General features: G+C 73.5%; 18 protein-coding genes. 12 read left to right on the forward strand and 6 right to left on the reverse strand.

Annotated elements, in window-relative coordinates:
• Positions 1–2: 2 nt before the first annotated feature.
• Positions 3–773 carry an alpha/beta fold hydrolase gene (locus tag D3P35_RS16735; RefSeq protein ID WP_118135890.1) on the reverse strand — a complete coding sequence of 257 codons (771 nt, stop codon included), beginning with the start codon at positions 771–773 and terminating at the stop codon, positions 3–5.
• Here D3P35_RS16735 and D3P35_RS16740 point away from each other — a divergent pair.
• Positions 772–2,022: a glycosyltransferase family 4 protein gene (locus tag D3P35_RS16740; protein ID WP_118135891.1), complete on the forward strand. Its 1,251-nt coding sequence runs from the start codon at positions 772–774 to the stop codon at positions 2,020–2,022. The genes D3P35_RS16735 and D3P35_RS16740 overlap by 2 nt on opposite strands.
• Positions 2,023–2,642: 620 nt before the next feature.
• Here the strand turns inward: D3P35_RS16740 and D3P35_RS16745 are convergent.
• Complete coding sequence (locus D3P35_RS16745; RefSeq protein ID WP_198670665.1) at positions 2,643–4,055, reverse strand: diguanylate cyclase; 1,413 nt, start codon at positions 4,053–4,055, stop codon at positions 2,643–2,645.
• 269 nt (positions 4,056–4,324) lie between these two features.
• Here D3P35_RS16745 and D3P35_RS16750 point away from each other — a divergent pair, with 269 nt between their 5' ends.
• Both D3P35_RS16750 and D3P35_RS16755 read left to right on the forward strand, forming a co-directional pair.
• Entirely contained in the window at positions 4,325–4,612 is a 288-nt protein-coding gene (locus D3P35_RS16750; RefSeq protein WP_118135893.1) for a DUF3572 domain-containing protein, read from the forward strand.
• A 6-nt stretch (positions 4,613–4,618) separates the two neighbouring features.
• Entirely contained in the window at positions 4,619–5,263 is a 645-nt protein-coding gene (locus D3P35_RS16755) for a hypothetical protein (RefSeq protein WP_118135894.1), read from the forward strand.
• A gap of 218 nt (positions 5,264–5,481) precedes the next feature.
• Here the strand turns inward: D3P35_RS16755 and D3P35_RS16760 are convergent, their stop codons facing one another.
• Positions 5,482–5,928, reverse strand: a complete 447-nt coding sequence (locus tag D3P35_RS16760; protein WP_118135895.1) for a thioesterase family protein — start codon at positions 5,926–5,928, stop codon at positions 5,482–5,484.
• Positions 5,929–5,994: 66 nt separating this feature from the next.
• On the opposite strand from D3P35_RS16760, the gene D3P35_RS16765 reads away from it, so the two are divergent.
• Genes D3P35_RS16765 through D3P35_RS16770 form a run of 3 tightly spaced genes read left to right on the forward strand, consistent with a single transcriptional unit; the run spans position 5,995 to position 8,431 of the window.
• Complete coding sequence (locus tag D3P35_RS16765; RefSeq protein WP_118135896.1) at positions 5,995–6,690, forward strand: HAD family hydrolase; 696 nt, start codon at positions 5,995–5,997, stop codon at positions 6,688–6,690.
• A 20-nt stretch (positions 6,691–6,710) separates the two neighbouring features.
• Complete coding sequence (locus D3P35_RS26225) at positions 6,711–7,241, forward strand: hypothetical protein (protein ID WP_157982183.1); 531 nt, start codon at positions 6,711–6,713, stop codon at positions 7,239–7,241.
• A complete protein-coding gene (locus D3P35_RS16770; RefSeq protein ID WP_157982184.1) occupies positions 7,238–8,431 on the forward strand; it encodes a patatin-like phospholipase family protein in 1,194 nt (397 codons plus the stop codon). The genes D3P35_RS26225 and D3P35_RS16770 overlap by 4 nt, the downstream gene beginning before the upstream one ends.
• Before the next feature lie 40 nt (positions 8,432–8,471).
• Here the strand turns inward: D3P35_RS16770 and D3P35_RS16775 are convergent, their stop codons facing one another.
• Positions 8,472–9,902, reverse strand: coding sequence for a Glu/Leu/Phe/Val dehydrogenase (locus D3P35_RS16775; protein WP_118135898.1), 1,431 nt, complete (start codon positions 9,900–9,902; stop codon positions 8,472–8,474).
• 259 nt (positions 9,903–10,161) lie between these two features.
• Complete coding sequence (locus D3P35_RS16780; protein ID WP_118135899.1) at positions 10,162–10,515, reverse strand: cyclophilin-like fold protein; 354 nt, start codon at positions 10,513–10,515, stop codon at positions 10,162–10,164.
• Positions 10,516–10,848: 333 nt separating this feature from the next.
• Here D3P35_RS16780 and D3P35_RS16785 point away from each other — a divergent pair, with 333 nt between their 5' ends.
• The 6 genes from D3P35_RS16785 (at position 10,849) to D3P35_RS16810 (ending at position 15,281) form a co-directional block, all read left to right on the forward strand.
• Positions 10,849–11,307 carry a cupin domain-containing protein gene (locus tag D3P35_RS16785; RefSeq protein WP_232830527.1) on the forward strand — a complete coding sequence of 153 codons (459 nt, stop codon included), beginning with the start codon at positions 10,849–10,851 and terminating at the stop codon, positions 11,305–11,307.
• Positions 11,308–11,508: 201 nt separating this feature from the next.
• Entirely contained in the window at positions 11,509–12,438 is a 930-nt protein-coding gene (locus D3P35_RS16790; protein WP_232830528.1) for a LysR family transcriptional regulator, read from the forward strand.
• Between the two features lie 111 nt (positions 12,439–12,549).
• Positions 12,550–13,311: a carboxymuconolactone decarboxylase family protein gene (locus D3P35_RS16795; RefSeq protein WP_118135900.1), complete on the forward strand. Its 762-nt coding sequence runs from the start codon at positions 12,550–12,552 to the stop codon at positions 13,309–13,311.
• A gap of 58 nt (positions 13,312–13,369) precedes the next feature.
• The gene (locus tag D3P35_RS16800; RefSeq protein WP_118135909.1) at positions 13,370–14,008 is read left to right on the forward strand and encodes an NADPH-dependent F420 reductase; all 639 of its coding nucleotides are present in this window, start codon (positions 13,370–13,372) and stop codon (positions 14,006–14,008) included.
• 62 nt (positions 14,009–14,070) lie between these two features.
• On the forward strand, positions 14,071–14,466 hold the full coding sequence (locus D3P35_RS16805; RefSeq protein ID WP_118135901.1) for a cupin domain-containing protein: 396 nt from the start codon (positions 14,071–14,073) through the stop codon (positions 14,464–14,466).
• 125 nt (positions 14,467–14,591) lie between these two features.
• Entirely contained in the window at positions 14,592–15,281 is a 690-nt protein-coding gene (locus D3P35_RS16810) for a dihydrofolate reductase family protein (RefSeq protein WP_118135902.1), read from the forward strand.
• 454 nt (positions 15,282–15,735) lie between these two features.
• Here D3P35_RS16810 and D3P35_RS16815 read toward each other — a convergent pair.
• The coding region (locus tag D3P35_RS16815) for an ATP-dependent helicase C-terminal domain-containing protein (protein ID WP_304481860.1) at positions 15,736–16,779 on the reverse strand (1,044 nt) is incomplete at its 5' end.

Here is a 16,779-nt window from a genome sequence, read left to right on the forward strand (position 1 = left end):
CCTCAGCCGAGGCTCTCGGTCACCTCCGACACGGCGCCCCAAATCAGGTGCAGGTCCGTGGCGGCGGAGAAGCGGTGGTCGGCCCCCTTCATCACGGTGAGGCGCATGTCGGCCGCCTCGGCATGACTGATCAGGCGCATGGGCACGGAAAGCGCCACGTCGGTGTCTTCCGTGCCGTGCAGCAGGCGCACCGGGAAGGGCAGCTTCAGCGGGCTGCGCAGCACGAGGTTGCGCCGACCGTCCTCGATCAGCCGGGCGGTGATGATGTAGGGCTCCTCGGAATAGTCCGACGGCAGGGCCACGCGGCCGGTCGCCTCCATCTCGGCGCGCTGCTTGTCGGAGAAGCCTTCCCACATGCTGTCCTCGGTGAAATCCGGCGCCGCGGCGATACCCACCAGCCCGGCCACCAGCTCCGGCCGCTCCCGCGCCAGCAGGAGCGAGATCCACCCCCCCATCGAGGAGCCGACGAGGATCTGCGGCCCCTCGCTCTGCGCCGCAATCACCTCCGCCGCATCCGCCGCCCAGTCTCCGATGCAACCGTCGAGGAAATCCTCAGAGCTCTGCCCGTGGCCGGAATAGTCGAAGCGCAGGAAGGCCCGGCCCTCCGCCCTCGCCTGCGCCTCGAGCCAGATCGCCTTGGTGCCCTCCATGTCGGAGCGGAACCCGCCCAGAAACACGATCCCCGGGAGATTTGCCCCATCCCCCTCCGGCATGGTTCTGTTATAGGCAATGCGGCGGCCATGGGTCGTGGAATGAAACTGGGGAGCGGTCATGGAGCAATCCTCAACAGAGCGGGCCTCGACAGAACGGGCCTCGAAAGTACGGGCCTCTTCGGCGCAGCCCGCGCCGGGCGCGCGCGGCGGGGCCGACCATGCACCGGCTTTCACCGTGCTGCAACTGGTGCCGGCGCTGAACGAGGGCGGTGTCGAGCGCGGTGCGGTGGAGATATCGGCCGCCATCACCGCGGCGGGTGGCCGGGCGCTGCTGGCCTCGGCGGGCGGGCGGCTGGAGCCGGCGCTGCGCCGGGCGGGGGGCGAACTGATCCGCCGGCCGGGGTTCGACGCGAAGAACCCGTTCAAGCTGCCGGACTTCATCCGCGCCATCCGCGAGATCATCCTGGCCGAGAAGGTCGACATCGTGCACGCCCGCAGCCGGGCCCCGGCCTGGGCCGGCTGGTTCGCCGCCCGCGCCGAGCACCGGCCCTTCGTGACCACCTACCACGGCAGCTACTCCGAGGGCTTTCCCGGCAAGCGGCTCTACAACTCGGTGATGGCGAAGGGGCGGCCGGTGATCGCGGTCTCCGAATTCATCGCGGCACGGGTGATGGAGAAACACGGGCTGGCGCGCGAGGACATCGTGGTGATCCCGCGCGGGGCCGACCTCTCGGTGTTCGACGAGAGGCTGGTGACCCCCGAGCGCACGGCCGCGATCGCGCAGGACTGGGAGCTGACCGAGGATCCCCGCCCCATCGTGCTGCTGCCCGGCCGCCTCACCCGCTGGAAGGGCCAGGGCCTGCTGGTGGAGGCGGCGGCGCTGATGGCGCAGGACGGCCCCCTGCCCTTCCGCATCGTGCTCGCCGGCGGCGACCCCTACGGCGCCTTCGGCCGCGAGATCGAGGAGCGCGCGCGGGCGGCCGGCCTCTCGGGCGACGTGAGCCTGGTCGGCTCGGTGACCGACATGCCCGCGGCGCTCGCCCTCTCGGCGGTCGTCGTCTGCCCCTCCCTGGAGCCGGAGGCCTTCGGCCGCGCGGTGGTCGAGGCCCAGGCGATGAGCCGCCCGGTCATCGCCGCCGACCACGGCGGCGCGCGCGAGACGGTGGCGCCCGGGGTGTCCGGCTGGCTCGTGCGGCCGGGGGACGCGGGCGCGCTGGCACAGGCGCTGCGCGAGGCCCTGGCCCTCGGCCCGGACGCCCGCGCCGCGATGGGGGCCGCGGGCCTCGCCCGGGTCCGCGCGCAGTATTCCATCGCCGCGATGCAGGCGGCGACGCTCGACGTCTACGCGAAGCTGCTCGCCCGGCGCTGAGGGCCGCGGACCACCCCGCGCGCAGGCGGGCGCCTGCACGGGGGGCTGCCCCACCCGGGTTCCCTGCCTCCCGCCGGCGCAGCGATCCACCGGGTGCACAGCACCCGGCCGGGCCCAAAGGCGGGGACACCGACAGGTGGCCCCGGCACGGGAGGGCGCCCTCTCCGTCTCCGGGCATCCCTCCGGGCCGGGGGCCTCCCGCCCTGCGTCGACCCGCCCTCGCGGGCGCGTCTCCTGCGGTTTGGGCCGGGCCGCGCCTGCGGCGCGGCGGCATCGCGACAGCGGCAACCGCCCGCAGGTGGCGCCGCGATCCCGCGAAGTCGGCCCGGCGCGGTTCCCTGCGGTCGCGCGAGCGGGGCGAAAGCCCCACGGGGCTGCTCACCGGCCGCTCCGAGCGCCCCGCTTGCGCGCGGCCCGACGTGCCGCGACCGCATCCCGGCCCGGCGGCCCGAGGGTCGACCTCCGGCGCGTACAGGTGGTGCGGGGACCGATGGTTTCCGGGCGACGGCTTCCGGTCGGCGCGGGGGCCTGCGAGCGCGGAGGCCGCGATTTCAAGGGAGCACCGGCCGGGCCCGCGCAGGCGCAGCACCCGGCGGCGGCGCGGGCTGCCTGCCTGCGGCTCAGGCGGCGTCGGCCACCACGGTGACCATGTTGCGCCCGCCGTGCTTCGAGGCGTAGAGCGCCGCATCCGCGCGGCGCATCAGCTCCTCGACGCCCGCGGGCGCGGGGCTGCTGCCCACGCAAACCCCGATGCTCACCGTCACCGGCAGGCCCTCGGGCAGACCCTCGACGAGGAAGGGGGTCGACTCGACCGCCACGCGCATGCGCTCGGCCACCTGGGCGGCGATGCGCGCGTCGACATCGGGCATGGCCACGAAGAACTCCTCGCCCCCCAGCCGCGCCACCAGGTCCTCGCCGCGCACCGTCTGGCGCAGGCGCTCGGCGAACTGGCGCAGCACCGCGTCGCCGGCGGCATGGCCGTAGCGGTCGTTCACCGCCTTGAAGCTGTCGAGGTCGAGCATCATCGTGGCGAACCCGCGCCCGGTCTCACGCGCACGGGTGAGGATGCTGTCGAGGTGATGGAGCGCGTAGCGGCGGTTGAACAGGCCGGTGAGCGGGTCGACCATCGACAGCCGCAGCCCGTCGCGCAGGCTCGAGCGCAGCCCGTCGGAGACCAGCTTGCGACGCAGCTGGGCCCGCAGCCGGGCAGCCAGCTCGGCCGGATCGGGCGGCACATGGAAATAGTCGTTCGCGCCGAGGTCGAGAACCTGGGCCGCGAACTCGGCATCATCGCCGTTCACCGCGAAGAGGATCGCGGCCTGCCGCGTCTCGGGGTGCGAGCGCAGCGCGGCGAGGAGCTGACGCCCGTCCGGGATCCCGTCCGGGCTTCCACCCGCGCCGCAGGCCGCCCCGCGCCCCAGGTTCTGCGAGATCACGATCGCGTCGGGCGGCTCGGAGCCGACGAGCGCCATCACCTGCGCCCCGTCAGCGCAGCAGCGGGTGCGCACGCCCAGCCGGCGGGCCATCTTGTCGGCCCAGTCGCGCGCCTCCTCCGGCGGGTCGGACACGAAGATCACGCTGCCCGCGCCGCCGGCCAGCAGGGCGTCGCCCTCCGCCAGGGTGGTGCCCAGCCCGAGACCGCGGCTGGTGCGGTCGCGCAGGCGAAGCTCGTCGAACATCAGCTTGGAGCGCAGCAGGTTGCGCACCCGGGCGAGCAGCGCCACGTCGCGCAGCGGGCGGGAGAGGAAGTCATCCGCGCCCACCTCGAGCCCGCGCAGCCGCTCCTCGGGCGAGTTGAGCGCCGTGATCATCACCACCGGGATATGGGCGAGCCGGGCATCCGCCTTCAGCCGGCGACACACCTCGAAGCCGTCGAGCTCGGGCATCAGCACGTCGAGGAGGATGACATCTGGCTCCTCCCGCGCGGCGATCTCGAGCCCCTGAAGTCCGTTTTCCGCAAGCAGTACAGAGTAGTAGGCCGAAGCAAGCCTGGTCCTGAGAATGACGCGGTTGGTCTCCACGTCATCGATCACAAGAATTCTTCCCGACATTTCCGCTCCCCGAAAGCGGCCGGCCTCTCTCCCCGCGGTCCGGCAGACCGCGCCCCGGAAAATCGGCATGGCACCGCGGCCCGGAAGGACCGCCCAGAATGACATTCTTGCCGCATGGCGGACAGGCCGGGCCCCCGTACTGGTTCCCACCCGGTCATCGCGCGAAATTTGCGCTTCCCGTCACGGGCTGACAGAATCGATCTCGTTCGAATATTTGATCCAACACAAACGAGTATAGCGGAGTTCACATCATGCGTCACCAGATGCAGTCGACGCCGGAGGAAATCGCACTAGCCGCGTTTTCCTGGCTGCTCGAGGACCCCGAGCGCGCCGGCGCCTTCCTCGGCTGGTCGGGCACCGACCCCTCCGAGCTCGCCGGGCGGCTGGAGGACCCGGTGTTCCTCGGCTTCGTGCTCGACTTCCTGCTCACCGAGGACTGGCAGGTGTGCGATTTCTGCGCCGCCGCCGGCCTGCCGCCCGAGGCGCCGATGCGCGCCCGCCAGGCGCTGCCGGGCGGCGACCTGCCGGCCTGGACCTGAGCGCGCATGACCCTGGACGCCGCCCTGCACGCCGAGATCCGCGCGCTCGCGCTCGACGAGAACCGCCCGCTCCTGGTGGTCGATGCCGACGAGGTGATGGTGCATTTCGCCGAGCATCTCACCCGCTGGCTGGAGGCGCAGGGCTGGGCGCTGCGGCTCACCGAGTACAAGCTCGACGGCGCCATCCGCCACATCGAGACCGGCGAGCCCCCCGGCGCCTTGCGCCTGCGCGAGCTGCTCGACGGGTTCATCGATGCCGAGACCCGGAACCAGCTCGCGGTGGAGGGGGCGGCGGACACGCTCGCCGCCCTCTCGCGCCACACCCAGGTGGTGGTGCTCACCAACGTGCCGGCCCGGGTGCGCGCCGACCGGGTGGCAAACCTCGCCGCCCTCGGCATGGGCTACCCGCTGCTGGCCAATTCCGGGCCGAAGGGACCGGCGCTCGCCGCGCTCGCGGGCCGGGTCTCGGCGCCGGTGGCCTTTGTCGACGACAGCCCGCTGCAGATCGACAGCGCCGCGCGCCACGCGGCCGGTGTGCGGCGCATCCATTTCAGCGGCTCGGAGATGCTGCGCGCCATCCTCCCCCCGGTGCCGCGCGCCGACCATGCCGTGCTGAGCTGGGAAGAGATTGCCGGACTGCTCGGGGCCTGAGCGCGCCCGGGCCGCGGCGGCGCGCGGGCGGGCGCCGGGAAGGGCGGTCCGCTCCCGGCCCGCCGGCGCTTCGGTCAGCTGCACCCCGCCCACCGGCGTTTCGGCAACCAGCGTTTCGGTCCTTGGCGTTTGGGCCACCGGCGCCCTGTCCGCCGGCCTCTCGGCAACCAGCGTCCTGAACGCCCGTTCCCGGCCCGCGAGCCTCCCGGCCGACGCTCTCAGCCCGTCCGCGTCTCGGCCGCCAGCGCCTGCGCCGCGGCGCGCAGGCTTTCGGGCAGCGGCACGGGGCGGCGGGTGCTCGCATCCACGTAGACGTGGGTGAAGCGGCCCTCGGCGGCGGCCAGCGCCTCGCCCGGGGCGAAGAGGCCGATGCGGAAGGTGAGCGAGCTCGTGCCCACCCGCTCCACTCCGAGACCCGCCTCCACGCCCCGCGGCCAGCCCAGCGAGGCGTGATAGATGCAGCCCGTCTCCACCACCAGCCCGATCACCTCGCCCCCCGGCACCGGCAGCTTCGCCGCCTCGATCAGCCAGAGGTTCGCCAGCGCGTCGAAGAACTCGTAGTAGACGACGTTGTTCATGTGGCCGTAGACATCATTGTCGCGCCAGCGGGTGGTCATCTCGCGGAAAAATGCATAGCTTGCGCGCGGCGCGCGGTCTCTGGGCATGGGCCTCGCCTCACCTGTGTTCTCCCGCGGCCCCGGCGCCGCGCTGCCTGCCGGAGGATTGCCGCGATGCAAGAGCGGATCAAGGGGCTGCTGTTCGACAAGGACGGCACGCTGTTCGACTTCCAGTCCTCCTGGGCGCCGGTCTTCGCCCGGGTGGTGGCGGAGCTGGCGGAGGGCGATGCGGCCCGCGCCGGCGCCCTGTGCGCCGCCGGCGGCTTCGACGCGGCGAACGGCCGCTTCACCCCGGAGTCCACCGTGATCGCCGGCACCTCCGCCGATGTCGCCGCCGCCCTGCTGCCGCACCTGCCGGGCTGGGACCTGCCCCGGCTCGAGCGGCTGCTCAACCGCAGCGCCACCGGTGTCGCGATGGCGCCGGTCACCGATCTCGCCGCCTTCACCGCCCGCCTGCGCCGCGCCGGGCTGCGCACCGGGGTCGCCACCAACGACGGCGAGACCGCGGCGCGCAGCCATCTCGGCGCCGCCGCCGCCGGGTTCGACTACATCGCCGGCTACGACAGCGGCTACGGCGCCAAGCCCGGGCCCGGCATGGTGCAGGGCTTCCTCGCCGCCACCGGCCTCGCGCCGCAGGAGGTGGCGATGGTGGGCGACAGCCTGCACGACCTCGTGGCAGCCCGCGCCGCCGGCACCGGCGCCATCGCCGTGCTCACCGGCGTGGCGAGCGCCGAAGACCTCGCCCCGCATGCCGACGTGGTGCTCGCCAGCATCGCCGAGCTGCCGGCCTGGCTGGGCATCGCACGATGAGCGCCCCCGGCAAGGGCCCGATGAGCAGCCCGATCGAGGCGCGGGTGAACGCGCCCCACCCCATCGCCCGGCTCGGCTGCGCGGCGCCCCGGCGCTTCATCGCCACCGCGGTGCTGGCGGGGCTCGGGGTGTTCATGGCGGTGATCGCGGCGGAGCAGGAAGGCGCCTGGAAAACCCTCGTGCTGGGCCTCGCCGGCCTCGGCGCGCTCGCCCTCGCGCTGCTGGTCTGGCGCGCGACCGGCACCGCGGTGCTGCTCACGGAGGATGCGCTCGTCACCTCCGACGGGCGCCTGCTCACCGCGCTCGACGAGATCGAGGCAGTGGAGAACGGCTTCCTCGCCTTCCGCCCGGCAAACGGCTTCGTGCTGCGGCTGCGCCACCCGATGCCGCGCGGCTTCGCCCCCGGGCTCTGGTGGCGCTTCGGCCGCCGGCTCGGCGTGGGCGGCTCGGTCTCCGCGCCGGAGGCGAAGGCGATGGCCCAGGCGATCTCGATGCGCCTCGCCGCCCGCCGCGCCGGGGCAGAGGGCGACACCCCCGGGGAGCCCTCGTGAGCCTGCGCGCGGGGCTGCTCGGCGCGGCTCTCGCGCTCACCGCCTGCTCGGGCCTGCCGCGCATGCCGCCGGCCATCCCCGCCCCTGCGCCCGAGGGCATCGCCAGCCTGCCGGGCTACGGGCAGATCCGCTATTTCGGCGACCAGGTGCCGCCCCGCACGCCGGAGATGATCGACACGTTCATCGCCCGCAGGCTGGCCGCGCGGCCCAATCCCGGGCGCTTCGACATCCTCGCCCTTTCCGGCGGCGGCTCGGACGGCGCCTATGGCGCGGGGCTGCTCGCCGGCTGGAGCGCGCGCGGCGACCGGCCGGAGTTCGACGTGGTCACCGGCATCTCCACCGGCGCGCTCATTGCCCCCTTCGCCTTCCTCGGCGGGCAGGAGGACGACGAGATCGGCGCGCTCTACACCAGCATCTCGCTCGACCAGATCGTCGACCTCGCGCCGCTGGGCGCGCTGTTCGGCGCGCCCTCGCTGGGCGATTCCGCGCCGCTGCGCGCGCTGCTCGAGCGCGAGATCACGCCGGAGTTCGTCGCCCGCATCGCCGCGCAATACCGGCGCGGGCGCATCCTGCTGATCGGCACCACCAACCTCGACGCCCAGCGCCCGGTGATCTGGGACATCGGCGCCATCGCCGCCTCCGGGCGCGACGACGCGCCGGAGCTGATCCGCGAGGTGATGCTGGCCTCCGCCGCCATTCCCGCCGCCTTCCCGCCGGTGCTCTTCGACGTGACGCAGGACGGCGTGGAAGGCAGCGAGCTGCACGTGGACGGCGGCGTGACCCGCTCGATCTTCGTCACCCCGCCGGGCTTCGACGCCCGCCCGATCATGGAGCGGCTGGGCATCCCGCCCGAGGGCCGCGCGCTCTGGCTGATCCGCAACGCCAGCCTGCGGCCGGACTACGCGCCGCTGCGCACCCGCGTGCTCGACATCGCCCAGCGCTCGGTGAGCACGCTGATCAAGTCGCAGACCACGGGCGACCTCTTCGCCATCGAGAGCCGTGCGCGGCAGGACGGCTTCGCCTTCCACCTCGCCTACGTGCCCGAGGATTTCGACGGCCACGAGACCGAGCCCTTCGACCGCGACTACATGCGGGCCCTCTTCCGCCGCGGCCGCGCCGACGCGCTGCAGGGTTACGACTGGCACGGTTCGGTCTACCCCGGGGTGGCAGAGCCCGGGGCGGGGAACTGAGGCGGCGCGGCGCGCTTTCCGTGCGCCGCACCGCCCTCTTTCAGAGCCCCAGCGCGCGGTAGCTCTGCGCCACCCGGTCGATCGACACCACGTAGGCCGCGAGGCGCAGGTCGGTCACGTCGGCGCGGTTGCGCCAGACCGCGCGCATCGACTGGTAGGCCTCGCGCATCGTGTCGTCGAGCCCCGAGCGCACCAGCTCCAGCTCCCCCGCCCCGTGCAGGTAGGACTGCTTGAAGGCGTCAGACAGCCCGCCGGGAAACTTCATCTGTCCGCCGATGCGCTCCAGCTCGTCGACGAGAAGCTGGTGGCGCGCCTCCTCCTGCCGCCGCTGCATGCGCCCGAAGCGGATGTGCGAGAGGTTCTTCACCCATTCGAAGTAGGAGACGGTCACGCCGCCGGCGTTCGCGTACATGTCCGGCAGGATGATCGTGCCCTTGGAGCGCAGAACCTCGTCGGCACCCGCCGTGGTGGGGCCGTTCGCCGCCTCCACGATGAGCGGCGCCTTGATGGAATGGGCGTTGGAGAGGTTGATCACCCCCTCCATCGCCGCGGGGATCAGGATGTCGCAATCCTCGCAGAGCGCGGAGGAGCCGTCGGCCACGTAGGTGGCGCCGGGGAAGCCGCGCACGCCGCCCGTCTCGTTGATATGCGCGCGCACCCGCTCCACCGGCAGGCCGGAGGGGTCGAGGATGGCGCCGTCGCGCTCGATGATGCCGGTGATCAGGCAGCCGTCCTCCTCGGAGAGGAACTTGGCCGCGTGGTAGCCCACGTTGCCCAGGCCCTGCACGATCACCCGCTTGCCGCCGAGCTTGCCGCTCAGATGCGCCTCGGCCACGTCCTCGGGGTGGCGGAACATCTCGCGCAGCGCGTATTGCACCCCGCGCCCGGTGGCCTCGGTGCGCCCGGCGATGCCGCCGGCGTTGAGCGGCTTGCCGGTCACGCAGGCGCGGGCGTTGATGTCGGTGGTGGCCATGCGGCGGTACTGGTCGGCGATCCAGGCCATCTCGCGCTCGCCGGTGCCCATGTCGGGCGCGGGCACGTTCTGCGAGGGGTTGATGAGGTCGCGCTTCACCAGCTCGTAGGCGAAGCGGCGGGTGATGCGCTCGAGCTCGTCCTCCTCCCAGGCGCGCGGGTCGATGCACAGGCCGCCCTTCGAGCCGCCGTAGGGCGCCTCGACCAGCGCGCACTTGTAGGTCATCAGCGCGGCGAGCGCCTCAACCTCGTCCTGGTTGACCGAGAGCGCGTAGCGGATGCCGCCCTTCACCGGCTCCATGTGCTCGGAATGCACGGCGCGGTAGCCGGTGAAGGTGTGGATCTGCCCGCGCAGCCGCACGCCGAAGCGCACCGTGTAGGTGGAGTTGCACACCCGGATCTTCTCCTCCAGCCCGTCGGGCAGGTGGAGGAGCGCGGCCGCGCGGTTGAACATGATGTCGACGGACTGGCGAAAGCTCGGTTCGTGCTGGATCTGCATTCCTATCCCCTGTGCCCGGTCGTGGCGGGCCTTTATCGTTTCGGATCCGGCACGCGGCAGCCTCGGCCTCCCGCGGGTCCGGGCGGGCCCGGTTTCCGGGGCACCCGGGCCCGGCCCGGGGCGCGGCACCCGGAGTGTCTGCGGTGCCCCGCGCGGGAAGAGCGCAGCGGCTCTCCGCGTGTCTTCACGGGGAACATCATAGTGAGCCGCGCGCATTCCGCCACTCTCGAGGCACCGGCGAGGCACAGGGGAGTGCCGCTCAGCCGGCGATCTCGATGCGCACCGGGAAACGCCCCTCGGCGAGCAGCGCCGCCGCCGGCCCCTCGAGCGCGCCGAGCAGCACGAGGCCGGCGGAGTCGGAGAAGGGCTTGCGAAAGATCGCGAGATTGCCCCAGGGCGCGTAGTAGGTGATCTCGCCGGTCACCGGCCTGTGGCTGCGCGGCGCGCCGGAGGTATCGAGCCGCCGCGGCAGGTCGGCCACCTTCTCGATGCCGTGGTAGTCGCTCAGCGTGAGCTCGAGCGGCAGCAGCGCGGCGAAGTCCCGGGCCGCGGCACTGTCGGCGAGCGTGGCGCGGGCGGTCTCGCCGCCGACGGTGAGGGTTATGCTTGTCATGGTCCTGTCCTGGCTGTCGAACTGCGTGTCGGGGCGGACCACCCGCCCCTGCCCCGGCGGCGTGCCGGGGGGCCTGCTCCCTCCTCGCGCTTTCCGGCGCCGGGATCAACGGCCGCGAGGCGCAAGCACTCATGTGCTCCGCTCATCCGTCCGCCGTCCGGCCGCGGGCGGCCCGGGCCCGGCAGGGGCGCCGGCCGGTTTGATGAGCACGGCTCATGAGCCCTTCCGGTGTGCGCGCATTGTCCCGCCGCTCCCCGCGCCCAGCTTATGGAGGGGCGGGGGACATCCCCCGTTCTGGCCGGACGGCCGCCTCTTCACCAACGGAGACGACCCATGCTACGCACATTCACCGCCATCGCCCTCATCGCCGCAGCGCCTGCCGCCTTCGCCCAGTCCATGGAGATCACCCGGGCCGAGACCCGCAGCGCCGAGTCCGGCAACCCGGAGTATTTCACCGGCACCGTCGTGGTCGCGCCGGTCTTCGCCCCGGACATGGGCTCGGTCAGCGCCGGTGAGGTGACCTTCCTGCCCGGCGCGCGCTCGGCCTGGCACACGCACCCCGCCGGGCAGAAGCTCATCGTCACCTCCGGCATCGGCTGGGTGCAGGAGCGCGGCGGCGAGAAGATCGTGATGCGCCCGGGCGACGTGGTCTGGTGCCCGCCGGGTGTCGAGCACTGGCATGGCGCGACCGACACCACCCCCGTGACCCACTACGCCGTGCAGCAGGTGGTCGACGGCTCGGCCGTCACCTGGGGCGCGCACGTGACCGACGAGGAGTTCGCCTCCGAGTGAGCCCGGGCTGAGCCCGGCCCCGCGCCCGCGGCCTGCGCCCGTCGCAGCGCCGGGGCCGGGGTTCCGCCCGCCTCCGGCGCGCCGGAGCGCGCCCGCATCAGGCCGGACGCGCCGCCGTTCCGGCGGCCCGCCGCCCGCATGGCCGCCGCAATGCCATTGGCCGACGCGCCATCGGCAGCTATATCTCCGTGGAGACCTGACATGACCTCCGACCGTCAGCACGAGGCTTCCCGGATGCTCAGAGAGAACATCAACGACCTCATCGCGCTCGCGGCCGTCGCCGAGGAACGCAGCTTCACGCGGGCCGCAGCCCGGCTGAACGTGTCGCAATCGGCCCTCAGCCACACCATCAAGGCCCTGGAGAAGCGGCTCGGCATCCGGCTGCTCACCCGCACCACCCGCTCCGTCGCCCCGACGCTGGAGGGCGAGGACCTGCTGGCGACGCTGACCCCCTGCTTCGAGACCATCGAGGCCCGGCTGCGCGCGCTCAACGACACCCGCGCCCAGCCGCGCGGCAAGGTGCGCATCGTCTCGACCGAATACGCCATCGACACCCTGCTCTGGCCCAGGCTCTCGCCGCTGCTCAAGCAATATCCGGACGTGAACATCGAGCTGGTGATGGATTACGGCTACACCGACCTCGCCACCGCCCAGTGCGACGCCGGCGTGCGCTACGGCGAGCAGGTGAGCGAGGGCATGATCTCCATGCGCATCGGCCCGGACGAGCGGATGATCTGCGTCGGCACGCCGGAGCATTTCGCCCGGCACGGCGTGCCGCAGACCCCGCAGGAGCTCACCGGCCACTCCTGCGTCAACCTGCGCCTCTCCACCCACGGTGCGCTCTATGCCTGGGAGTTCGAGGACGCCGAGGGCCACGAGATCCGGGTGCGGGTGCAGGGCCAGACCTGCTTCAACACCATCCACCCGGTGCTGCGCGCCGCGCGCGACGGCCACGGCCTCGCCCTCGTGCCCGAGCGCCTCGCGGCCGAGGACATCGCCTCCGGCGCGCTCACCACCTGCCTCGACGCCTACTGCCCGCGCTTTCCGGGGTTTCATCTCTACTACCCCAGCCGCCAGCGCCCCTCCTCGGCCTTCGAGGTGGTGCTGGATGCGCTGCGCGAAAAAGCCTGAGGATTGCTGAGCCGGGCTCATGAGTGGCTTCGGCATCGGGGCATTAACTCGCGGCCCCCGGACGCCACATCAGTGGCACTGCCACCGGCATCCACACAGGGGAGTTTACTGATGAAACGACATCTCGCCGCTTCGGCTCTCGTCTTCGCCGCCGGCGCCGCCTCGGCACAGGAGGTCGGCACCACCCTGCCCGACGCCGTCGGCCGCGTGGCCCCGGCGCTGCAGGCCTATTCGGAGAACGGGCTCTTCGGCAAGGTCTGGGCCGGTGAGGAGCTCTCCACGCGCGACCGTGCCCTGGTCACCTTCGCCGCGCTCACCACCCGCCACGAGACGCAGAACCTCGCCACCTTCACCGAGCTGGCGCTCGACGCGGGCGTGACCCCGGCGGAGCTGTCGGAGACCATCACCCACCTCGCCTTCTACACCGGCTGGGGCAACGCCACCGCCGCGGCCGAGGCCATGGCGCCGGTGTTCGAGGAGCGCGGCATCGCCGCCGCAGACCTGCCGGGCGCCCAGCCCGAGCTGCTGCCCCTCGACGAGGAGGCCGAGGCCGCCCGCCAGGAGAACGTGTCCGGCAACTACTCCGCCGTGAGCCAGGGCGTGGTCGACAACACCGAGCAGATGCTGTTCCTCGACCTCTGGCTGCGCCCCGACCTCGCGCCGCGCGATCGCAGCATGGTGACCGTGGCGGCGCTGATCGCGGCCGGCCAGCCCGAGCAGATGACCTTCCACCTCAACCGCGCGATGGACAACGGCCTCACCCGCGAGGAGGCCGGCGCCATGCTCTCGCACCTGGCCTTCTACGCCGGCTGGCCCCGGGTGTTCTCCGCGCTGCCGGTGGCCCGCGACGTGTTCGAGAGCCGCGAGAACTGATGTGGCGCCCGGCGGCGTCACGCAGGCGTCGCCGGGCCTTCTGCCCGAGGAGCAGGTGATGGAGATCGGCATTCTGGGCTCGGGCCGGATGGGCGCCGCGATCGGCACGATCTGGGCCGCCTGTGGCCACCGCGTCACCTTCTCCTACGCGCGCAGCCCCGCGAAGCTGGAGCGCCTCGCGGCCGGGTGCGGCGGCAACAGCGACAGCGTGGCCGGAACGGTCGCCGCCTGCGAGGTGCTGCTGCTCGCCGTGCACTGGTCGCGCATCGGGGACGTGCTGGACCAGGCCGGGCCGCTCGACGGCCGGATCGTGCTCAACTGCTGCGTGCCGCTCGACACCGCCGACCGCGAGCTGGTGCTGGGCACCACCACCTCCGGCGCCGAGGAACTGGCCCGCCGCCGCCCCGCCGCGCGCTGGGTGTCCTGCCTCAACACGGTGCCCTCGGAATGCTTCGCGCCCGCCTTCCGGGCCAGGGGCAGCGGCCCCGCTCCCCAGGTGCTCACCTGCGCGGACGACAGCGCCGCCGCCGGGGTGGCCGGCGCGCTCATCCGCGACCTCGGGTTCGAGCCGCTGGCCGCGGGCGGCTTGCGCGGGGCGCGCTTCGTCGAGCCCTTCGCCATGGTGACGGCCGAGCTTGCCTACGGCCAGCCGGGCGGGGCGGCGCTCACCTACCGATTTTCGAAGCTGCGCGGCTGAGGCCGCGCGGATCACGACGCCGCGCGGCCTCAGCCGCGCGACCCACTGCAAGGAGAAGACCCATGAAGATCATCCGTTCGGGCAGCAACCCCTCGGCAGCAGGACCCGCGGACTATTTCACCGGCACGGTGCGGGTCGACCCGCTGTTCTCGGCCGAGGAGCCGGGGCGCACCAGCGGCGCCCACGTGACCTTCGAGCCCGGCGCGCGCACCGCCTGGCATACCCACCCCGCCGGTCAGACCCTCATCGTGACCTTCGGCCGCGGCCGGGTGCAGCGCGAGGGCGGCCCGATCGAGGAGATCAGCCAGGGCGACATCGTGTGGTTCCCGGCCGGCGAGAAGCACTGGCACGGCGCGAGCCCCGAGACGGCGATGAGCCATATCGCGATCCAGGAGAGCATCGACGGCACCCCCGTCACCTGGATGGAGAAGGTCTCCGACGCCGACTACCAGGGCTGAGCCAGTCCCCGCGGCGCCCTCCCCCACCGCGGAGGGGACGCCGCCACCTGCCCGCGGCGGCCGGCCGACCTGCCGCCGCGGGGAACGGCCGCATCCGCCGGCCGGCGCCAGCGAAGGGAGGCCGCATGCCCCGCCCGGAAATCCTCTGCCACATGATCGCCTCGCTCGACGGCCGGCTGGCCGCCGAGCGCTGGAACGTGCCCGAGGAGGTGGTGGTGCAATGCTACGACAGCGTTGCCGCCAGGCTCGGCGCCGGCGGCTGGATCGTCGGCCGCCGCACGATGGAACACTACCTTCCCGCCGCCGCGCCCCGCACCGGCCCCGCCACGCCGGGCCGCGCGGACAGGCCGGCAGCGGCCGAGGGCCGGTCGCTCGCCATCTGTTTCGACCGCAACGGCCGGCTCGCGCCCGCCGGCGGCACCCTGGAGGGAGACCACCTGGTGGTCGTCGTCTCGGGCCGGGTGGCGGACACGCATGTCGAGCGGCTGGCGGCGGCGGGGGTTTCGGTGTTCTTCTCCGGCCCGGAAGGCGAGGATCTCGGCGGCGCGCTCACGCGCATCGCGGAAACCTTCGGCGTGAGCCGGCTGCTGCTCGAGGGCGGTGGCACGCTCAACGGCGCCTTCCTCGCCGCGGGGCTGATCGACCAGACCAGCACCATCGTCTTCCCCGTGCTCGACGGCGCGCGCGGCATCGGCGCCATCTACGACCACGCCGGGGCCACCGTCCCCACCGGGCTGGAGCTGGTCTCCGCCGAGGTGCTGGAGGGCGGCGCGGTATGGCTGCGCCACCGCCTGGTTCCCGCCGCGACGCGATGACCCCCTCGGCGCCCGGCCCCCGGCGCTGAACCCCTCGCCGCCGCGGCGGGAGTTCCGCATCACGGCTGAACCACCCGGCCGCCCGCGCGCGCGGCCCCGCGCTGTCACCCGATCCTGCGGAAAGCACGCCCCCGGCGCGCCGGCGCCGATGCCAGGGGTGTCTCGCCCGGGTGGCTCCGCTCGGTGGCCTTCGCCGCTCGGACCGCAAGGCCAACGGCGGCATTCGCACGGCCTCCACGGCCGGTTTTCACCCCCCCCCCCGGAGCTTCACCAGGCCGGCCCGGCGCCCCGGACCCACCGCATGTCGGGCGCCGATGCATGCCCTTCGCGTCCCGGTGCCCGCACCTGTCTCGTCGGGCGCCCGGCTCATCTCATGCCCCGGGGCTAGGCGAGGCGGCGGGTGCCGGCCATCCGGCTCGCATCTCCGGCTGCCCCGGGGCCCGCGCGCGGCGGCTCAGGTGCCGCGGGGCTTGGCGCGGAGGGTGGGCTCGGCCTCGGTGGGGTCCTCGGGCCAGGGATGGCGGGGGTAGCGGCCGCGCATGTCCTTGCGCACGTCGGCATAGGAGCGGGCCCAGAAGCCGGGGAGATCGGCGGTCACCTGCACCGGGCGGCCGGCGGGCGAGAGCAGTTCGAGCTGCAGCGGCAGCCGCTTCGGCCCGATCACCGGGTGTTCGGTGAGGCCGAACATCTCCTGCAGCCGCACCGACACCGAGGGCTGCTCGCCCGACCAGTCCACCGCCAGCTTCGTGCCGGTGGGCGCGGTGATATGCGCGGGCGCCAGCCGGTCGAGCGCCTGGCGGGCCTCCCAGTCGAGCAGGCTTTCCAGCGGGCCGAGCAGGTCGATGCGCCCGAGGTCCGCCGCCCGGCGCGCCCGACCCAGGTGCGGCTCCAGCCAGTCGGAGAGGCTGGCGAGCAGGCCCTCGGGGCTCATGTCCGGCATTTCCGCCCCCTGCCCGCGCAGGAACTCCACCCGGGCGGCGAGCAGCCGGGCCGGTTTCGACCAGTTCAGCGCCTCGAGGCCGAGATCGCGGGCGATGCCCTCGCGCATCGCGGCGGCGACGGCGGCCTGCGGCACGTCGCGCCACACCCGGTCCTCCAGCACCAGCGCGCCGAGCATGGAGCGGCTGCGCGCCACCACCGCGCGCTCGCGCCGCGACCAGTCGCAGACATCGACCTCGGCCAGCATGTCGGGGTGCAGGGCCTTGGCCTCGGCCTCGGAGAAGGCGGCGGCGAGGCGGATGCGCGCCTCGCGCTGGTCGCCGTCGAGGTCGAGCGCCACGAGCATGCGCTGCGCGGCGAGCGGGTCGGCGGCGTCGAGCACCGCGCCCTTGCCGCCGGAAAGGAGATAGCGCGGGTCGTCGCCGCGCCGGCGCAGGCCGATGCGGTCGGGCCAGGCGAGGGAGGCGAGCCCGGCGGGCGTGGGCGCCTCCCCCGGCTCGCGCGCGGCGCGGAAGGCGGGGTGGCGGGCAAGGCGCGTGGCCTCGGCGCGGATGCGCTC

It is taken from the genome of Oceanicella sp. SM1341, assembly GCF_003448965.1.
GTDB lineage: Bacteria > Pseudomonadota > Alphaproteobacteria > Rhodobacterales > Rhodobacteraceae > Paroceanicella.

What these genes read in the sequence shown, in the direction of transcription:
- D3P35_RS16740 (WP_118135891.1), top strand. Translation starts at nt 772, where the DNA reads ATGGAGCAATCCTCAACAGAGCGGGCCTCGACAGAACGGGCCTCGAAA.
- D3P35_RS16735 (WP_118135890.1), bottom strand. Translation starts at nt 773, where the DNA reads ATGACCGCTCCCCAGTTTCATTCCACGACCCATGGCCGCCGCATTGCC.
- D3P35_RS16750 (WP_118135893.1), top strand. Translation starts at nt 4,325, where the DNA reads ATGCGTCACCAGATGCAGTCGACGCCGGAGGAAATCGCACTAGCCGCG.
- D3P35_RS16755 (WP_118135894.1), top strand. Translation starts at nt 4,619, where the DNA reads ATGACCCTGGACGCCGCCCTGCACGCCGAGATCCGCGCGCTCGCGCTC.
- D3P35_RS16760 (WP_118135895.1), bottom strand. Translation starts at nt 5,928, where the DNA reads ATGCCCAGAGACCGCGCGCCGCGCGCAAGCTATGCATTTTTCCGCGAG.
- D3P35_RS16765 (WP_118135896.1), top strand. Translation starts at nt 5,995, where the DNA reads ATGCAAGAGCGGATCAAGGGGCTGCTGTTCGACAAGGACGGCACGCTG.
- D3P35_RS26225 (WP_157982183.1), top strand. Translation starts at nt 6,711, where the DNA reads ATGAGCAGCCCGATCGAGGCGCGGGTGAACGCGCCCCACCCCATCGCC.
- D3P35_RS16775 (WP_118135898.1), bottom strand. Translation starts at nt 9,902, where the DNA reads ATGCAGATCCAGCACGAACCGAGCTTTCGCCAGTCCGTCGACATCATG.
- D3P35_RS16780 (WP_118135899.1), bottom strand. Translation starts at nt 10,515, where the DNA reads ATGACAAGCATAACCCTCACCGTCGGCGGCGAGACCGCCCGCGCCACG.
- D3P35_RS16785 (WP_232830527.1), top strand. Translation starts at nt 10,849, where the DNA reads ATGCTACGCACATTCACCGCCATCGCCCTCATCGCCGCAGCGCCTGCC.
- D3P35_RS16790 (WP_232830528.1), top strand. Translation starts at nt 11,509, where the DNA reads ATGACCTCCGACCGTCAGCACGAGGCTTCCCGGATGCTCAGAGAGAAC.
- D3P35_RS16795 (WP_118135900.1), top strand. Translation starts at nt 12,550, where the DNA reads ATGAAACGACATCTCGCCGCTTCGGCTCTCGTCTTCGCCGCCGGCGCC.
- D3P35_RS16800 (WP_118135909.1), top strand. Translation starts at nt 13,370, where the DNA reads ATGGAGATCGGCATTCTGGGCTCGGGCCGGATGGGCGCCGCGATCGGC.
- D3P35_RS16805 (WP_118135901.1), top strand. Translation starts at nt 14,071, where the DNA reads ATGAAGATCATCCGTTCGGGCAGCAACCCCTCGGCAGCAGGACCCGCG.
- D3P35_RS16810 (WP_118135902.1), top strand. Translation starts at nt 14,592, where the DNA reads ATGCCCCGCCCGGAAATCCTCTGCCACATGATCGCCTCGCTCGACGGC.